Annotated in this window: 14 protein-coding genes; 8 read left to right on the forward strand and 6 right to left on the reverse strand. The window is 71.6% G+C overall.

Annotation, left to right across the window (positions count from 1 at the left end):
* Window positions 1-21: 21 nt before the first annotated feature.
* Window positions 22-591: a phosphoglycerate transporter gene (locus ABRP24_RS16380; protein WP_349849476.1), complete on the forward strand. Its 570-nt coding sequence runs from the start codon at window positions 22-24 to the stop codon at window positions 589-591.
* Here ABRP24_RS16380 and ABRP24_RS16385 read toward each other — a convergent pair.
* Window positions 579-1,031: a MarR family transcriptional regulator gene (locus ABRP24_RS16385; RefSeq protein ID WP_349849474.1), complete on the reverse strand. Its 453-nt coding sequence runs from the start codon at window positions 1,029-1,031 to the stop codon at window positions 579-581. The two genes, ABRP24_RS16380 and ABRP24_RS16385, sit on opposite strands and share 13 nt — an antisense overlap.
* A 62-nt stretch (window positions 1,032-1,093) precedes the next feature.
* Here ABRP24_RS16385 and ABRP24_RS16390 point away from each other — a divergent pair, with 62 nt between their 5' ends.
* The 3 genes from ABRP24_RS16390 (at window position 1,094) to ABRP24_RS16400 (ending at window position 3,498) form a co-directional block, all read left to right on the forward strand.
* Window positions 1,094-1,462 carry a VOC family protein gene (locus ABRP24_RS16390; protein WP_349849472.1) on the forward strand — a complete coding sequence of 123 codons (369 nt, stop codon included), beginning with the start codon at window positions 1,094-1,096 and terminating at the stop codon, window positions 1,460-1,462.
* 136 nt (window positions 1,463-1,598) lie between these two features.
* Window positions 1,599-3,002, forward strand: coding sequence for an LLM class flavin-dependent oxidoreductase (locus ABRP24_RS16395; protein ID WP_301628121.1), 1,404 nt, complete (start codon window positions 1,599-1,601; stop codon window positions 3,000-3,002).
* Between the two features lie 4 nt (window positions 3,003-3,006).
* Window positions 3,007-3,498: a GNAT family N-acetyltransferase gene (locus ABRP24_RS16400; RefSeq protein WP_173034795.1), complete on the forward strand. Its 492-nt coding sequence runs from the start codon at window positions 3,007-3,009 to the stop codon at window positions 3,496-3,498.
* 53 nt (window positions 3,499-3,551) lie between these two features.
* Here ABRP24_RS16400 and ABRP24_RS16405 read toward each other — a convergent pair whose 3' ends face one another.
* The 4 genes from ABRP24_RS16405 to ABRP24_RS16420 form a co-directional block, all read right to left on the reverse strand.
* Entirely contained in the window at window positions 3,552-4,319 is a 768-nt protein-coding gene (locus tag ABRP24_RS16405; RefSeq protein WP_349849469.1) for an SGNH/GDSL hydrolase family protein, read from the reverse strand.
* Window positions 4,320-4,394: 75 nt separating this feature from the next.
* Window positions 4,395-5,324: an acetamidase/formamidase family protein gene (locus ABRP24_RS16410; protein ID WP_349849467.1), complete on the reverse strand. Its 930-nt coding sequence runs from the start codon at window positions 5,322-5,324 to the stop codon at window positions 4,395-4,397.
* Complete coding sequence (locus tag ABRP24_RS16415) at window positions 5,321-6,727, reverse strand: APC family permease (protein WP_349849465.1); 1,407 nt, start codon at window positions 6,725-6,727, stop codon at window positions 5,321-5,323. The genes ABRP24_RS16410 and ABRP24_RS16415 overlap by 4 nt, the downstream gene beginning before the upstream one ends.
* 177 nt (window positions 6,728-6,904) lie before the next feature.
* Entirely contained in the window at window positions 6,905-7,822 is a 918-nt protein-coding gene (locus ABRP24_RS16420) for a proline iminopeptidase-family hydrolase (RefSeq protein WP_214522229.1), read from the reverse strand.
* A 74-nt stretch (window positions 7,823-7,896) separates the two neighbouring features.
* Here ABRP24_RS16420 and ABRP24_RS16425 point away from each other — a divergent pair, with 74 nt between their 5' ends.
* The gene (locus ABRP24_RS16425) at window positions 7,897-8,628 is read left to right on the forward strand and encodes a FadR/GntR family transcriptional regulator (RefSeq protein ID WP_176709163.1); all 732 of its coding nucleotides are present in this window, start codon (window positions 7,897-7,899) and stop codon (window positions 8,626-8,628) included.
* A 58-nt stretch (window positions 8,629-8,686) separates the two neighbouring features.
* Here ABRP24_RS16425 and ABRP24_RS16430 read toward each other — a convergent pair whose 3' ends face one another.
* Window positions 8,687-9,250, reverse strand: a complete 564-nt coding sequence (locus ABRP24_RS16430) for a VOC family protein (protein ID WP_301600998.1) — start codon at window positions 9,248-9,250, stop codon at window positions 8,687-8,689.
* A 261-nt stretch (window positions 9,251-9,511) separates the two neighbouring features.
* Here ABRP24_RS16430 and ABRP24_RS16435 point away from each other — a divergent pair, with 261 nt between their 5' ends.
* The 3 genes from ABRP24_RS16435 to allB all read left to right on the forward strand — a co-directional run bounded on the left by ABRP24_RS16435 (window position 9,512) and on the right by allB (window position 13,374).
* A complete protein-coding gene (locus tag ABRP24_RS16435; protein ID WP_214522230.1) occupies window positions 9,512-11,077 on the forward strand; it encodes an NCS1 family nucleobase:cation symporter-1 in 1,566 nt (521 codons plus the stop codon).
* Window positions 11,078-11,236: 159 nt separating this feature from the next.
* On the forward strand, window positions 11,237-12,001 hold the full coding sequence (locus ABRP24_RS16440) for an aspartate/glutamate racemase family protein (RefSeq protein WP_214522231.1): 765 nt from the start codon (window positions 11,237-11,239) through the stop codon (window positions 11,999-12,001).
* A complete protein-coding gene (allB, locus tag ABRP24_RS16445) occupies window positions 11,998-13,374 on the forward strand; it encodes an allantoinase AllB (protein ID WP_349849461.1) in 1,377 nt (458 codons plus the stop codon). Before ABRP24_RS16440 ends, allB begins: the two co-directional genes overlap by 4 nt.
* The last annotated feature ends 37 nt before the right edge of the window (window positions 13,375-13,411 follow it).

The raw sequence follows: 13,411 nt of genomic DNA on the forward strand, positions 1-13,411 counted from the left end.
TCGACCTCGTACGCTTGCCCGATGGACCGCGACGGCGTCATCGACCTGGTCGCGTCCCGTCGTGCCTCGGCGCCCGCACCGATCGTCGTCGGTGTCTCCGGCTACTGCGGATCCGGCAAGTCGACGCTGACGCGCACGCTCGTCGAGGGAATCCCCGGCGCGGTCCGCATCCGCGGCGACGACTTCCTCGACCCCCTCCGGTCCCACCGGCGCTCCGTCGACTGGGACGGCGTCGATCGTCCCCGTCTGGTGTCGTCGGTGCTCGAACCGCACCGGGCCGGTCGGGCGAGCACGTTCCAGCGGTTCGACTGGTCGGTGCGAGCCCTCGGTCCGGCTGAGCCGCTGCCGCAGACGGACGTCCTGATCGTCGACCTGATCGGACTCTTCCACCCCGACGCACTCCCACACCTCGACGTCAGCATCTGGTGTGACGTCGACCTCGACACGGCAGCACGTCGGGGCATGGCTCGCGATCGCGCGCTCGGGCGCCGGCACGAAGCCCTCTGGCGGGACGTGTGGGTCCCCAACGAACGCGACTTCGAGGAGCGCTACGCGCCGAAGGATGCCGCCTCGGTGCGCTACCTGGCCTGACTGCGGAGCGAGGCGACCATGCTCCGCAGGATCCGACGAGCCTCGGTCTGCTGGTTGTCGGTCAGATCGGCGAGCATCCGCTGCTCGACGCCGCGGATCGCCGCGCTCGCCTGCGCCAGGCTCCGACGCCCGCTGTCGGTGAGCTGCGTGGGGAGCGCCTTGCCGACCGGCGGTTCCGTGGCACGGGTGACGAAGCCGTCCCGCTCCAGGGCCTGCAGCAACACGTTCATCGACTGCCGGGTGACGAAGGTGCCCCGCGCGAGTTCGGAGTTCGACAGGCCGGGGCGCTGTGCGAGCAGTTCGAGGCAGGAGTAGTGCGTCACCGTCATGCCGAGTGGGCGCAGTACGGCCTCCATCGACGCGCGGAGAGCGCTCGCGGTCTCCTTGAGCAGGTAGCCGATCGACGTCTCGAGGTCGATGCCGGTGTCGTCTTGACTCATGTCAGTAGTCTGACATAGCTTGTCCTGTGTCAGAAGACTGACACGAACCCGAGGAGCACCACATGCCCGTCACCGGCCCCGACTTCATCTCCCTGCAGACCCGCGACCTCGATGCCTCGCAGGCGTTCTACGAGCGGTACCTCGGCCTCGTCCGCTCCCAGGCCGGCCCGCCGCACGCCGTCGTGTTCGAGACCACGCCGATCGCCTTCGCCCTGCGCGACCTGGTGCCCGGCACGGACCTCGACGCGGTGGCGCAGCCCGGCATCGGCGCCGCGATCTGGCTGCACGCGACGGACGTGCAGGCGATCCACGACGCGCTCGTCACCGACGGGCACCGGATCGTCTCGGCGCCGATCGACGGCCCCTTCGGTCGGACGTTCACGTTCGCCGACCCGGACGGCTACCACGTCACGCTCCACGACCGCGCCTGAGCTCTGGAGCCGGCCCCGCGTCCGTCGTGGGCGGCGGGGCGGCGCGGGTCGTGCCTCCAGGCCGTTGCCGGAGCCGACCGTCACGCTTCGTCACGATCCGTGACGGTCCGAGGTGTCCGACGTAGCGTCTCGACCCGTGACCACCAGCAGCGAGCACCGGCAGATCCGCTTCAACGCGTTCGACATGAACTGCGTCGCGCACCAGTCCTCCGGACTGTGGCGGCACCCCCGCGACCGGTCGCGGGACTACCGCGACCTGACCTACTGGACCGACCTGGCGAAGACGCTCGAGCGCGGGGCCTTCGACGGCATCTTCATCGCCGACGTCCTGGGCACCTACGACGTGTACGGCGGCTCGAACGAGGCCGCGCTCCGCACCGGGTCGCAGGTGCCGGTGAACGACCCGATCCTGCTCGTGTCGGCGATGGCGTCGGTGACCGAGCACCTCGGCTTCGGCATCACGGCCGGCACCGCGTACGAGCACCCGTACCCGTTCGCCCGACGCATGTCGACGCTCGACCACCTGACCAAGGGCCGGGTCGGCTGGAACGTCGTCACCGGGTACCTGCCGAGTGCCGCACGGAACATGGGCCAGACCGACCAGCTGTCGCACGACGACCGGTACGACGTGGCGGACGAGTACCTCGAGGTCCTCTACAAGCTGTGGGAGGGCTCGTGGGAGGACGACGCCGTCGTCGCCGACCGCGAAGCCGGCGTCTTCACGGACCCGGCGAAGGTGCACCCGATCGAGCACCACGGCACGCACTTCGACGTGCCCGGCATCCACCTGTCGGAGCCGTCCGTGCAGCGCACGCCCGTCATCTACCAGGCGGGCGCGTCACCGCGCGGCATCCGCTTCGCCGCGGAGAACGCGGAAGCGGTCTTCGTGGGCGCACCGACGCTCGAGCAGCTCGCGTCGACCGTCGCGAAGGTCCGGGACGCCCTGGAGGCAGCTGGTCGCGACCGGTACGCCGCCCGCGTCTACACGCTGCTCACCGTGATCACGGACGCCACCGACGAGCTGGCCCAGGCGAAGTACGAGGACTACCTGTCGTACGCGTCGGAGCTCGGTGCGCTGGTGCTCAACTCCGGCTGGATGGGCGTCGACCTGTCGCAGTGGGACCCGGACCAGCCCCTCGGTGACGTCGAGTCGAACGCGATCCAGTCGGCGGCGGCGAACATCGCGGCGGCGACGGGGGAGGACGGATCGAAGTGGACGATCCGCGACCTGGCGCGGCAGACGGCGATCGGTGGACTCGGCCCGGTGGCGGTCGGCGGGGGAGCGACCATCGCCGACCGGCTGCAGGAGATCCAGGAGCTCACCGACGTCGACGGCTTCAACCTGGCGTACGCGGTGACCCCGGGCACGTGGGAGGACGTCATCGAGTTCGTGATCCCGGAGCTCCGTGCCCGTGGGGCTTACCCGCAGGAGTACGGGTCGGGGTCGCTCCGCCAGAAGCTGCACGGCCGCGGGGACCGGCTGCCCGACGAGCACCGAGGGGCGTCGTTCAGGATCGGGAGCCGGGCGGTCGTAGGCTGATCGGATGATCGAGTCGTCCGTGGTCGTGCGTCCTGCGACCCCGGACGAGACCGACACCTGCATCGACCTGTGGGCCGCGGCCGTGGCTGCCCGCGACGGTGCCGCCGAGGACCCGGCGGTGCGGGAGCGCGCGCGGCAGAAGTTCGCGGCGCAGCACGTCGCCTGGCTGGTGGCCCCCGGCCCGGACGGTGCGGTCGACGGCTTCGTGCTCGTGACGGCACCCGGGACCGGGCGGTCGACGGACCCGGCGGACGCCGCCTACCTGTCGTTGCTCGCGGTGCGCCCCGGGGTGCAGGCCCGCGGGGTCGGACGGTCGCTGCTGTCCGAGGCGGTGCACGACGCCCGGGCTGCCGGACACCCCCGCGTGGTGCTGCACGTGCTCGGCGACAACGACCGGGCGGTGCGGCTGTACGAGGCGGGCGGCTTCGTGGCGACGGGCGACGAGTTCGCGCACGCGCTGAGCGGGGTCACCACCCGCGTGTACGTCGCGGGCTGACCCGGCCGACGCTGGCTCCCCGGGCCGACGCTGGCTTCGCGGGCTGACGCGGGCTACGCGTCCCGACCGCGCACCGGCGTCCACGTCGGGTAGGTCGCCGAGCGCCCGTCGCCCGACGACGTGCGGGTGATCCGGCGCTGTACCCACGGCAGGACGTACTCGCGGTAGTAGCGGAGTTCCTCGCCCAGGCGGGCCCGGGCGGCACCGGCGTCCGCGGGCTCGACCGGCGCGGGGCCGTCGAGGACCGCGTGCAGCGCCAGGTCCGCGACGCGCTGGTGCCCGGTGGCGTTCATGTGGAGCCGGTCGTCCGACCAGAACTCCGCGCGGCCGAGGTGCGGGTCGCGCGAGACGTCGACGAACGGCAGACCACGACGTCGGGCGAGCGTGCCGAGCGCTTCGGCCCAGGCATCACCGCGGCGGTTGATCAGAGAGCCGAGGGGCAGGCGGGCGCTCGGGTCGGCCGGGCTGAGGAGCGCCAGGCGGGCCCCGCTGGCCTCGACGCGGTCGGCTGCGGCCTCCACGAGCCCGATCAGCGCGTCCACGTCGAAGCGCGGGCGCAGCAGGTCGTTCCCGCCGGCGCAGAAGGTGATCAGGGTTGGCGCCGGGTCGAGCGCGAGTGCGGCCCCGAGCTGGCCGTCGAGGACCCCGGCGAGCAGTCGGCCGCGGACGGCGAGGTTCGCGTACGAGACGTGGGCGTCCGAGGCTCCCGCCATCGCGCTCGCGAGTCGTCCGGTCCAGCCGGGGAACGGAGCGGGTCCGGCGTCGCCGATGCCCTCCGAGAAGCTGTCGCCGATCGCGACGTAGCGGATGGTGTCGTGCATGCGCCCATCATCGTGCACATGCCTGTGCAGGTTCTCGGCACGCCTGCCGTACCGGGAACCCGCGTCAGCGAACCCTCACAGCACCGACTTCGGCACCCGGTGCAGGGTGACCGCGCCGACGGCGGCGAAGGGGTGCAACGGGTCCGGGGTGGTGGAGCCGGTCGGCCCACCGAGCTTCGAGTCGCCGACCGCGCTGAGCACCGCGTAGGCGTCCTCGGCGGTCCAGCCGTGCTCGTCGACGAGGAACGCGAAGGCGTCCTCGTACCCGCGCCGGACGCTCTCCTGCACGGGGTCGCCGAGGCCGACGAACAGCCAGTCGTCGGCGGTCTCGATGCGGGGCGCGCGGAGCACCGGACCGCCCTTCACCAGGTCGACGGAGACGATCGCGGTGCCCTGGGCCTCGATGGCGACGAACGACGACTCGCCCTCGGCCATGAGTGCGTGGATGTCGCCGATCGACAGCAGCGCACCGGGGACCCGGACGGGCAGGGACACCGTCGAGCCGGGGCGGGCCTCGGTGACGTCCATGTTGCCGCCCTCCGGGTAGGCCGGCATGATCGTCGAGTTCTCGCCCTCGGCCGGGGCCGTCCCGATGCACCCGATCATCGGCCGGACGGGGAACCGGTGCCGGTCGGTCACCTGCACCGAGCCGTCCGAGATCGGGCAGCGGCGGGCGAAGACCCGGTCGCCCATCACGTGCTGCAGGGCCCCGGAGCCGGGCAGCGACACCGACCAGCCGTGCGTGGTCAGCTCGATGGCGTGGATGGTCACCACGAGGGTGTCGCCGGGTTCCGCCCCCTCGACGAACACCGGGCCGGTCACCGGGTTGATCGGTGCCTGCAGCTGCGCCATGTCGTGGTGCTGGTCGAGTTCGGCGTAGACGGCGTCGGTGGTCTCGAAGCCGATGGTCTCGCCGGTGCCGGGGCGGACCCGCAGCACGGGCTCCCGGTCTGCCGAGAACCCGGGGCGGCCGAGGGTGTTCGGCAGGAAGTGGTCCGCGGTCATCGTGCGTCCTCCGTCGTCGGTTCTGCTTCGGAGCCGACCTCGGTGGAACGGCCGGTGCGTCGGTAGTACAGGAACACGGCCGCGCCGACGATCAGCCAGATGATCCCGCCGACCTTAGCCTCGACCGCGGCGTTGAGCAGGACGTACCCGATGATCAGGAACCCGATCAGCGGCACGACCAGGTGCAGCAGCCAGTTGCGCGACTTCCCCCTGACGACGTGGTGCACGAAGACGGACACGTGCAGGAGCATGAAGCCGAACAGCGCGCCGAAGTTCACGAGCGACGAGATCGTGTCGATCTGCCCGACGAAGAACAGCACCAGGATCGCGGAGAGCACCGAGACGACGAAGATCGCGTTCTGCGGCACCTGGCGCCCGTTGAGCTTGTGCAGGAACGCGGGCAGCTGACGGTCGCGGCTCATCGAGAAGAGCAGGCGGCTCGTCGCGGCCTGTGCGGCCATGGCGTTCGCGATGCCGACGGCGAGCACGTTGACGGCGAAGAATGCGGTCGCCCAGCCGCTCGAGGAGGCCTGCTCGACGATGGTGAAGAAGGCGTTGCCGGCCTCGCTGTCCGAGAACGAGTCCCGCCCCGCGGCCAGGGCGGACGCGAGCCAGGTCTGCAGGATGAACAGGAACGCCACGATGACGAGCGCCAGGATCATCGCTGTGCCCGCTCCGCCACGACGGCCGGTGGACTCCTCCGACAGCGTCGAGATGCCGTCGAAGCCCAGGAAGCTCAGCACCGCGATCGACAGGGCCGAGGCGATGAGCGGCGCCGACACCTTGGCGGGGTCCCAGATCTGCTCGGTACCGAACGACGCGTCGGGGATCGTGCCACCGGTCAGCGCGACGATCGCGATGACGACGAAGATCGCGACGAAGACGAGCTCGATGAGCAGGAAGATGCGGTTCGCGAGCTTGAGCGAGGACACCCCGGCCAGGTTGATGACGGTGTTGATCGCGACGAACACGAGCGCCCACAGCCAGCGGGGCGTGCCCGGGAAGATGCCGACCATGCTCTCGGCGGCGAACACGTAGAGCAGCGTCGGGACGAGCAGGTAGTCGAGCAGGATCGCCCAGCCGGCGAAGAACCCGGCGGTGGGGTGGATGCCGCGGCCGACGTACGAGAACACGCTGCCGGCGAGGGGGATCGACTTCGCCATCTGCGCGTAGGCCAGGGCGGTGAAGATCATCGCGACGAGGCCGACGAGGTACACCAGCGGCACCATGCCGCTGGAGGCGTTGTAGACGGTCCCGAAGATCGCCCACGGGGCGATCGGGACCATGAAGACCAGGCCGTAGATGAGCAGGTCGGTGGTGGAGACGGAGCGCTTGAGCTCCTGCTTGTAGCCGTAGGCCTCGAGCTGCTGCTGTGCGGAGAGCTCACTGTGCTGCTGCGACATGTCGGGTTCCGTTTCGGGTGGAGGGACGGGTGCAGGGGGGGGGGGGGGGGCGGTGCTGGGGAAGGGGAGCGGGTGGTGTCGTCGGGAAGGCGGGTGCGGCCGTTGTGGGTGGGGACTTCCTTCTCGGGAGGCGCGGGGCGGGCCCGTCCCGCGCCTCCCGAGAAGGTGGTGGCCTGGTCAGGCGTCGTCGTGCGCGGTCAGGAAGGTCGCGACGACCCGGCGGAACTCCGCCGGCTGCTCCAGGTGCGAGCAGTGGCTCGCGCCGGGGAAGACGTGCTGCCGGACGTCGGCGATCCGCTCGACGAACGGGGCCCACGTGGCGGGGGTGGCCTCGTCGTGCTCGCCGGCGACGACGAGCGTCGGCACGGCGATGCGGTCGAGCCGGTCGACGATGGTCCAGTCGCGCATCGTGCCGATGACGTGGAACTCGTTCGGGCCGTTCATCGTGTGGTAGACCGTCGGCTCGCGCTCCATCTGTTCCTCGGAGTCGACGAAGTCCGGATGGCTCGGGACCACGCGGCAGACGTGTCGCTCGTAGAAGACCTGCGTCGCCGCGAGGTACTCGGGGTCGTCGACGGTGCCGGCCGTCTCGTGCCGGGTCAGGGCGTCCTGCACGTCGGCGGGCAGCTGCGCGCGGAGCTCGGCGGCGCCGTCGACCCAGAGCTGCATCGACGCGGGGGAGTTGCAGATCGCCAGCGACCGGAGCCCCGCGGGCTGCCGCACGGCGATCTCGGCGCCGAGCATGCCGCCCCACGACTGCCCGAGCACGTGGTGGTCGCCGAGCCCGAGGTGCTCGATGAGGGTGGCGTACTCGTCGACGAACAGCTGCGGCTGCCAGGTGTCGACCGGTGCGTCCGGGCGGTGGCTGCTCCGGCCGCAGCCGAACTGGTCGTGGTGGACGACGGTCCGGCCGGTCTCGTCGGCCAGGGCCGCGAGGTTCCGGAGGTAGTCGTGGGCCATGCCGGGCCCGCCGTGCAGGACGACGAGGGGCAGCGCGCCGGCGACCGGGGTGTCGGGCGTGGTGACCCGGTACCAGGTCTCGCCGTCGCGGAACGGCATCGTGGATTCGGTGATGCTGGACATGGGGGTCAGCATGGAGCGGAAAAAGGTCCCACGCAATACCTTTTCTGCTGCCTTAACGTGGTCGTAACACCGCGAAGGGGGTCCGTGTGTCCGATCGTGCGACCGAGACGCGCGTCGACGAGGTCGAGGACCGCCTCGTGACCGCCGTCGCCGTGGGCGAGTACCTGCCCGGCGCGAACCTGCCGCCGGAACGCGAACTCGCCGGCCTGCTCGGCGTCGCCCGGGTCACCGTGCGGGGCGCGATCGCCCGGCTCGTCGAACGGGGGCTGCTCGAGACCCGTCGAGGCCGGGGCGGTGGCACGTTCGTCCGCACCGAGTGGCCGGACAGCTCATCGGACGCCGTCGGGCGGGTGCTGCTCGCCAGGTGGGAGGCGATCCAGGACACCGCCGACGCCATCGCGCTGCTGCACGGGGCGCTCGCGACGGCCGCCGCGGAACGGGTGACCCCGGAGGACGCCGCTCTGATCCGTGCACGGCTCGAGGTGTTCCGCGACGCCACCTCGGGTCTCGAGAAGCAGCAGGCCGACGCCGTGCTGCACCGGACGATCATCGACGCCGCGCGGAACGACGCCCTGCGGACGGCGCTCGCCGGGTTGGAGTCGCAGATCTCCATCGCCGCTCCGGCGCACCTGTGGGGCACGGCCGAGGGCATGGCGGAGATGGAGACCCGCGCGCTCCACGAGCACGAGTCGCTGGTGGACGCGGTGTGTTCGGGGCGGGCGCCCGAGGCTGGCGTGATCGCCCGGCAGCACGTCGGGATCGACGTCGAACTGCTCGAACGGGCCGTGCGGCGGACGGGGCAGGTGCCCCGGCACTGAGGCGCGGTCCGTCGGTCGGTGTGGTGGTCGGTTGGCTGGTTCTTCGGTCGGTCGGTCGTCAGTGCACGGCGGGTGCCGGCACCGGGTAGACGTCGTCCGGCATCGGCCACGGGGCCCACTTCGGCCGCGGCGCGTACACCAGGTACGGCTGCGGCGTCGGGTAACTGACGAGCTCGAGCGTCGACCCCCACGGCGTGCGGGTGTACACGAACCGGTTGCCGGCCCCCGCCTCGTCACCACGCAGGTCGCGCGGGTCGGAGTTCCGGGTACCGCCGGCCGCCTCGACCCGGGCGAGCGTCTCGTCCAGGTCGTCGGCGTACATCGCCAGGTGCTGCCACCCCAGGTCGGACGGGTGTGCGGCGTTCCGCTGCTCGGGCCCCAGGTACTCGAACAGCTCGAGCCCCGGCCCCTCCGGCAGCGCGAGCATCCGCATGGGCCCCTGCGCCATGGTGCTCGGGATGCCGAGGTAGCCGTGCGCCTCGGAACTGCTGTTCGGCGTCTCGTCACGACGTCGCATGTCGTACAGGACGACGGCGTCGAACGCCGCCTCGAAGAACTGCGTGGCTGCGTCGATGTCCGGCACCGTGACGCCCACGTGGTCGATCCTGATTCCCCTGCTCATGGTCGATTCGTACCACCGGCGGTCACCGCCCCTCGGGTCGGGGCGGCGTCCGTGCGGGGTCGGTGCCCATCGATGCGGCAAGCCGCAGCGCGGCTCCGGGCGCGGTCGGCGCCGGTCTCGGCGGCCGTTCCGGAACGGTCGTTCCAGGACGGGGTGCGGGACACACGACCGTTACACGAGGGAAACGGCGGGGGCGAAGTCGCTCCGTAGCTTCGTGCTCAAGCACGCACCGCCCCGCTTCCCACTCCCTCGGAGGACGCCATGGCTACCGACATCGCGACACCAGTCGCCGCGCCCCACGCCCCCACCACGACCGCCGCTCCCGCCCCAGCGGGTGCCGGTGTCGTCAAGCCCGGGTACGACCCGGCGCTCACGAACGAGGACCTCGCCCCGCTGCGCGAGCAGCGCTGGACGAGCTACAACTTCTTCGCGTTCTGGATGTCCGACGTGCACTCGGTCGGCGGCTACGTCACCGCCGGGTCGCTCTTCGCCCTCGGCATCGCGAGCTGGCAGGTGCTCATCGCCCTGGTGGTCGGCATCCTCATCGTGCAGGTCTTCGCCAACCTGGTCGCCAAGCCGTCGCAGCGCACCGGTGTCCCGTACCCGGTGATCAACCGCGCGGTGTTCGGGGTGCTCGGCGCGAACGTCCCCGCCATCATCCGCGGCCTCATCGCGATGGCCTGGTACGGCGTGCAGACCTTCCTCGCCGCCCAGTCGCTGAACATCATCTTCCTCAAGTTCATCCCGGCGTCCGCGGGGCTGCTCGACCACTCGTTCCTCGGGCTGTCGGCCCTGGGGTGGATCTCGTACGCGATCCTCTGGGTGGCGCAGGGCGCGCTGTTCTGGATGGGCATGGAGGCCATCAAGCGGTTCATCGACTGGGCCGGACCGGCGGTCTACGTGGTGATGATCGCGCTCGCGGTCTACCTGGTCAGCCAGGCGGGCATCGGCAACATCTCGTTCACCCTGTCGGTCGGCGAGCCGCTGTCCTTCGGGGCGTCGGTCCCGGTGATGCTGTCTGCGGTCGCCCTGGTGGTCAGCTACTTCTCGGGCCCGATGCTGAACTTCGGGGACTTCTCGCGCTACGGCCGGTCGTTCCGTGCGGTCAAGCGCGGCAACTTCTGGGGGCTGCCGATCAACTTCCTGTTCTTCTCGGTCCTGACGGTGCTCTGCGCGAGTGCGACGGTGCCGGTGTTCGGCAAGCTCATCACCGACCCGATCGAGACCGTGCAGGCCATCGGTGCCCCGTTCGCGATCCTGCTCGGCGGCCTGACGTTCGTCACCGCGACCGTCGGCATCAACATCGTGGCGAACTTCATCAGCCCCGCGTTCGACTTCTCGAACGTGGCACCCCGGAAGATCTCGTGGCGGGCCGGTGGCATGATCGCCGCGGTCGGCTCGGTGCTCCTCACCCCGTGGAACTGGTACGGCAACGACCAGGCGATCCTGTACACGCTCGGGGTGCTCGGTGCGCTGATCGGCCCGCTGTTCGGCATCCTCATCGCGGGCTACTACATCGTCGGCAAGCAGCGCATCGCGATCGACGACATGTACTCCACGAGCCGCACCGCCCGGTACTGGTACCGCGGCGGGTTCAACCCGAACGCCATCTGGACCCTCGTGGTCACCGGCGCGGTCTCGGTCGCGAGCGCGGTCCTGCCCCCGGCGCTCGGCGTGCTGCCGTGGCTGGCGAGCTACAGCTGGTTCATCGGGTGCGGCCTGGGCCTGGTCGTCTTCTGGGCGCTCGAGCGTGCCCGGCCGAGCATGCCCGTGCTCGACGCGGACGACCCGACGGTCGACGACGGCGCGGCAGTCGGTCGCGCCTGACCGCCGGCGACGCGGCCCGTCCTCCACAGGGCGGGTCGCGGCGCTCGGTCGTCCACGGATCCGAGACACGGCCGGGAGGCCCGCCTCGCCCCCGCCACGATGGTCACCACCCGGAGTCACCCGTTCCACGGCTCCACTCGCTCCACCGGAAGGACCCCGATGCGCATCCGCGTCGTCAACCCCAACACCACCGCGTCGATGACGCGGGCGATCGGCGTCGCCGCCCGTGCGGTCGCCGCTCCCGGCACGCTGATCGAACCGGTCGAGCCCACGATGGGGCCGGCCTCGATCGAGAGCCACTACGAAGAGGCCCTGGCCGTGCCCGGGTTGCTCGAGCAGATCGCCCGCGGCGAGCAGGACGGGGTGGACGCCTTCGTCGTGGCCTGCTTCGGGGACCCGGGGCTCGACGCCGCGCGGGAGCTCGCGACGGTGCCGGTGATCGGGATCGCCGAGGCCGGGTTCCACGCCGCCGCGATGCTCGGCCGCCGGTTCGGTGTCGTCACCACCCTGGCGCGGACGACCGGACGCGCCCACGAGCTCGCCCAGCGCTACGGCTTCGCCCCGCTCGTCACGGAGATCCGGGCGTGCGAGGTCCCGGTGCTCGAGCTCGACGACCCCGAGTCCGGTGCCCGTGCGCTCGTGATCGAGGAGTGCCGAGCGGTCATCGACGGTGGAGCCGACGCCGTCGTGCTCGGGTGCGCGGGCATGGCCGACTTCTGCGCCGAGGTCTCGCTGGCGATCGGGGCACCGGTCGTCGACGGTGTCGCGGCGGCCACGGTCCTGGCGGAGTCGCTCGTCCGGCTCGGGTTGTCCACGGGCAAGCGCGGCGAGTACGCCCTGCCGCCGGTGAAGGCGATGTCGGGGCTGCTGGCGGGCTTCGAACGCTACCCGGCACAGGTCGCGACGGCCGGGGCGGGCGCATGACGGGCCTTGCGGCGGGCGACACGGCGGACCTGGTCGTCCGCGCGCAGCGAGCCTGGGCCGACGGCGCCTTCCGCCCGGCCGCGGTCGTCGTCCACGACGGCCGCATCACCGGCGTCCTCCCCGTCGACGCGGTCGTCGACGCCGTGCAGGACCACACCGTGCCGGACGGGCAGGTGCTGCTCCCCGGACTCGTCGACACCCACGTGCATGTCAACGAGCCCGGCCGCACCGAGTGGGAGGGCTTCGCGTCCGCGACCCGGGCCGCCGCGATGGGTGGGGTCACCACGATCGTGGACATGCCGCTCAACTCGATCCCCGCGACGACCACGGTCGAGGCGCTCGCCGTCAAGCGTGCGAGTGCCGAGGGCCGGGTGGCGGTCGACGTCGGGTTCTGGGGCGGCGCGGTCCCCGCGAGTCTCGGCTCGCTCGACGCCCTGCACGACGCCGGCGTCTTCGGGTTCAAGTGCTTCACGGCACCGAGCGGTGTCGACGAGTTCCCGCACCTCGACCCCGGGCAGCTCCGAGCCGCGATCGCCGAGGTCGCCCGGATCGACGCCCTGCTGATCGTGCACGCCGAAGACCCGGAGCACCTCGTGCCGCACCGGGCGCTCGGTGGCCGGTACGCCGACTTCCTGGCCACCCGGCCCGTCGCCGCCGAACGGTCCGCGATCGCGCAGGTCATCGACGGCGCGCGGGCGACCGGTGCGCGGGTGCACGTGCTGCACCTGTCCGACGCGGGTGCGCTGCCGATGCTCCGTGCCGCGAAGGACGACGGCGTCCGGATCACGGTCGAGACCTGTCCGCACTACCTGTCGTTCGAGGCGGGCACGATCCCGGACGGCGCGACCGCCTACAAGTGCTGCCCACCGATCCGCGACGACGCCAACCGCGACGCGCTGTGGGCGGGCGTGCTCGACGGCACGATCGACCTCGTCGTGTCGGACCACTCGCCCTCCACCGCCGACCTGAAGACCGACGACTGGGGCTTGGCCTGGGGCGGGGTCGCCGGCCTGCAGGTCGGGTTCCGGGCGGTGTGGACCGAGGCCCAGCGTCGCGGGATCCCGCTCGAGGCGCTGCTGCCGCTGTTCACGACCGGTCCGGCCGCCCTGGTCGGGCTGCGCGACCGCGGGGTGATCGCTCCCGGTGCCCTGGCGCACTTCGCCGTGTTCGACCCGTCCGCCGAGTCCGTCGTCGACGTCGCCGGGCTCGAGCACCGCAACCCGGTGTCCGCGTTCGACGGGCTCCGCGTGCGCGGCAGCGTCACCGAGACCTGGCTCCGTGGCCGTCGCATCGCCACGGCGGACGGCGGTGTGGTCGGCGTCGAGGGGCAGCTGGCCGGACGGCCCGTGGTCGCGGCGGAAACACCCCTGTAACGATCGTTCCGGTATCGTCGGATCAGGAACGGAAGGA

Origin of the sequence: Curtobacterium sp. WHRI 8282, assembly GCF_040223925.2 — a bacterium.
GTDB lineage: Bacteria > Actinomycetota > Actinomycetes > Actinomycetales > Microbacteriaceae > Curtobacterium > Curtobacterium flaccumfaciens.

Excerpts from the sequence above, each read along its gene's own strand:
- ABRP24_RS16415 (WP_349849465.1), bottom strand. The coding sequence starts at position 6,727 with ATGTCGCAGCAGCACAGTGAGCTCTCCGCACAGCAGCAGCTCGAGGCC.
- ABRP24_RS16440 (WP_214522231.1), top strand. The coding sequence starts at position 11,237 with ATGCGCATCCGCGTCGTCAACCCCAACACCACCGCGTCGATGACGCGG.
- ABRP24_RS16390 (WP_349849472.1), top strand. The coding sequence starts at position 1,094 with ATGCCCGTCACCGGCCCCGACTTCATCTCCCTGCAGACCCGCGACCTC.
- ABRP24_RS16405 (WP_349849469.1), bottom strand. The coding sequence starts at position 4,319 with ATGCACGACACCATCCGCTACGTCGCGATCGGCGACAGCTTCTCGGAG.
- allB (WP_349849461.1), top strand. The coding sequence starts at position 11,998 with ATGACGGGCCTTGCGGCGGGCGACACGGCGGACCTGGTCGTCCGCGCG.
- ABRP24_RS16380 (WP_349849476.1), top strand. The coding sequence starts at position 22 with ATGGACCGCGACGGCGTCATCGACCTGGTCGCGTCCCGTCGTGCCTCG.
- ABRP24_RS16400 (WP_173034795.1), top strand. The coding sequence starts at position 3,007 with ATGATCGAGTCGTCCGTGGTCGTGCGTCCTGCGACCCCGGACGAGACC.
- ABRP24_RS16430 (WP_301600998.1), bottom strand. The coding sequence starts at position 9,250 with ATGAGCAGGGGAATCAGGATCGACCACGTGGGCGTCACGGTGCCGGAC.
- ABRP24_RS16435 (WP_214522230.1), top strand. The coding sequence starts at position 9,512 with ATGGCTACCGACATCGCGACACCAGTCGCCGCGCCCCACGCCCCCACC.
- ABRP24_RS16420 (WP_214522229.1), bottom strand. The coding sequence starts at position 7,822 with ATGCTGACCCCCATGTCCAGCATCACCGAATCCACGATGCCGTTCCGC.
- ABRP24_RS16410 (WP_349849467.1), bottom strand. The coding sequence starts at position 5,324 with ATGACCGCGGACCACTTCCTGCCGAACACCCTCGGCCGCCCCGGGTTC.
- ABRP24_RS16385 (WP_349849474.1), bottom strand. The coding sequence starts at position 1,031 with ATGAGTCAAGACGACACCGGCATCGACCTCGAGACGTCGATCGGCTAC.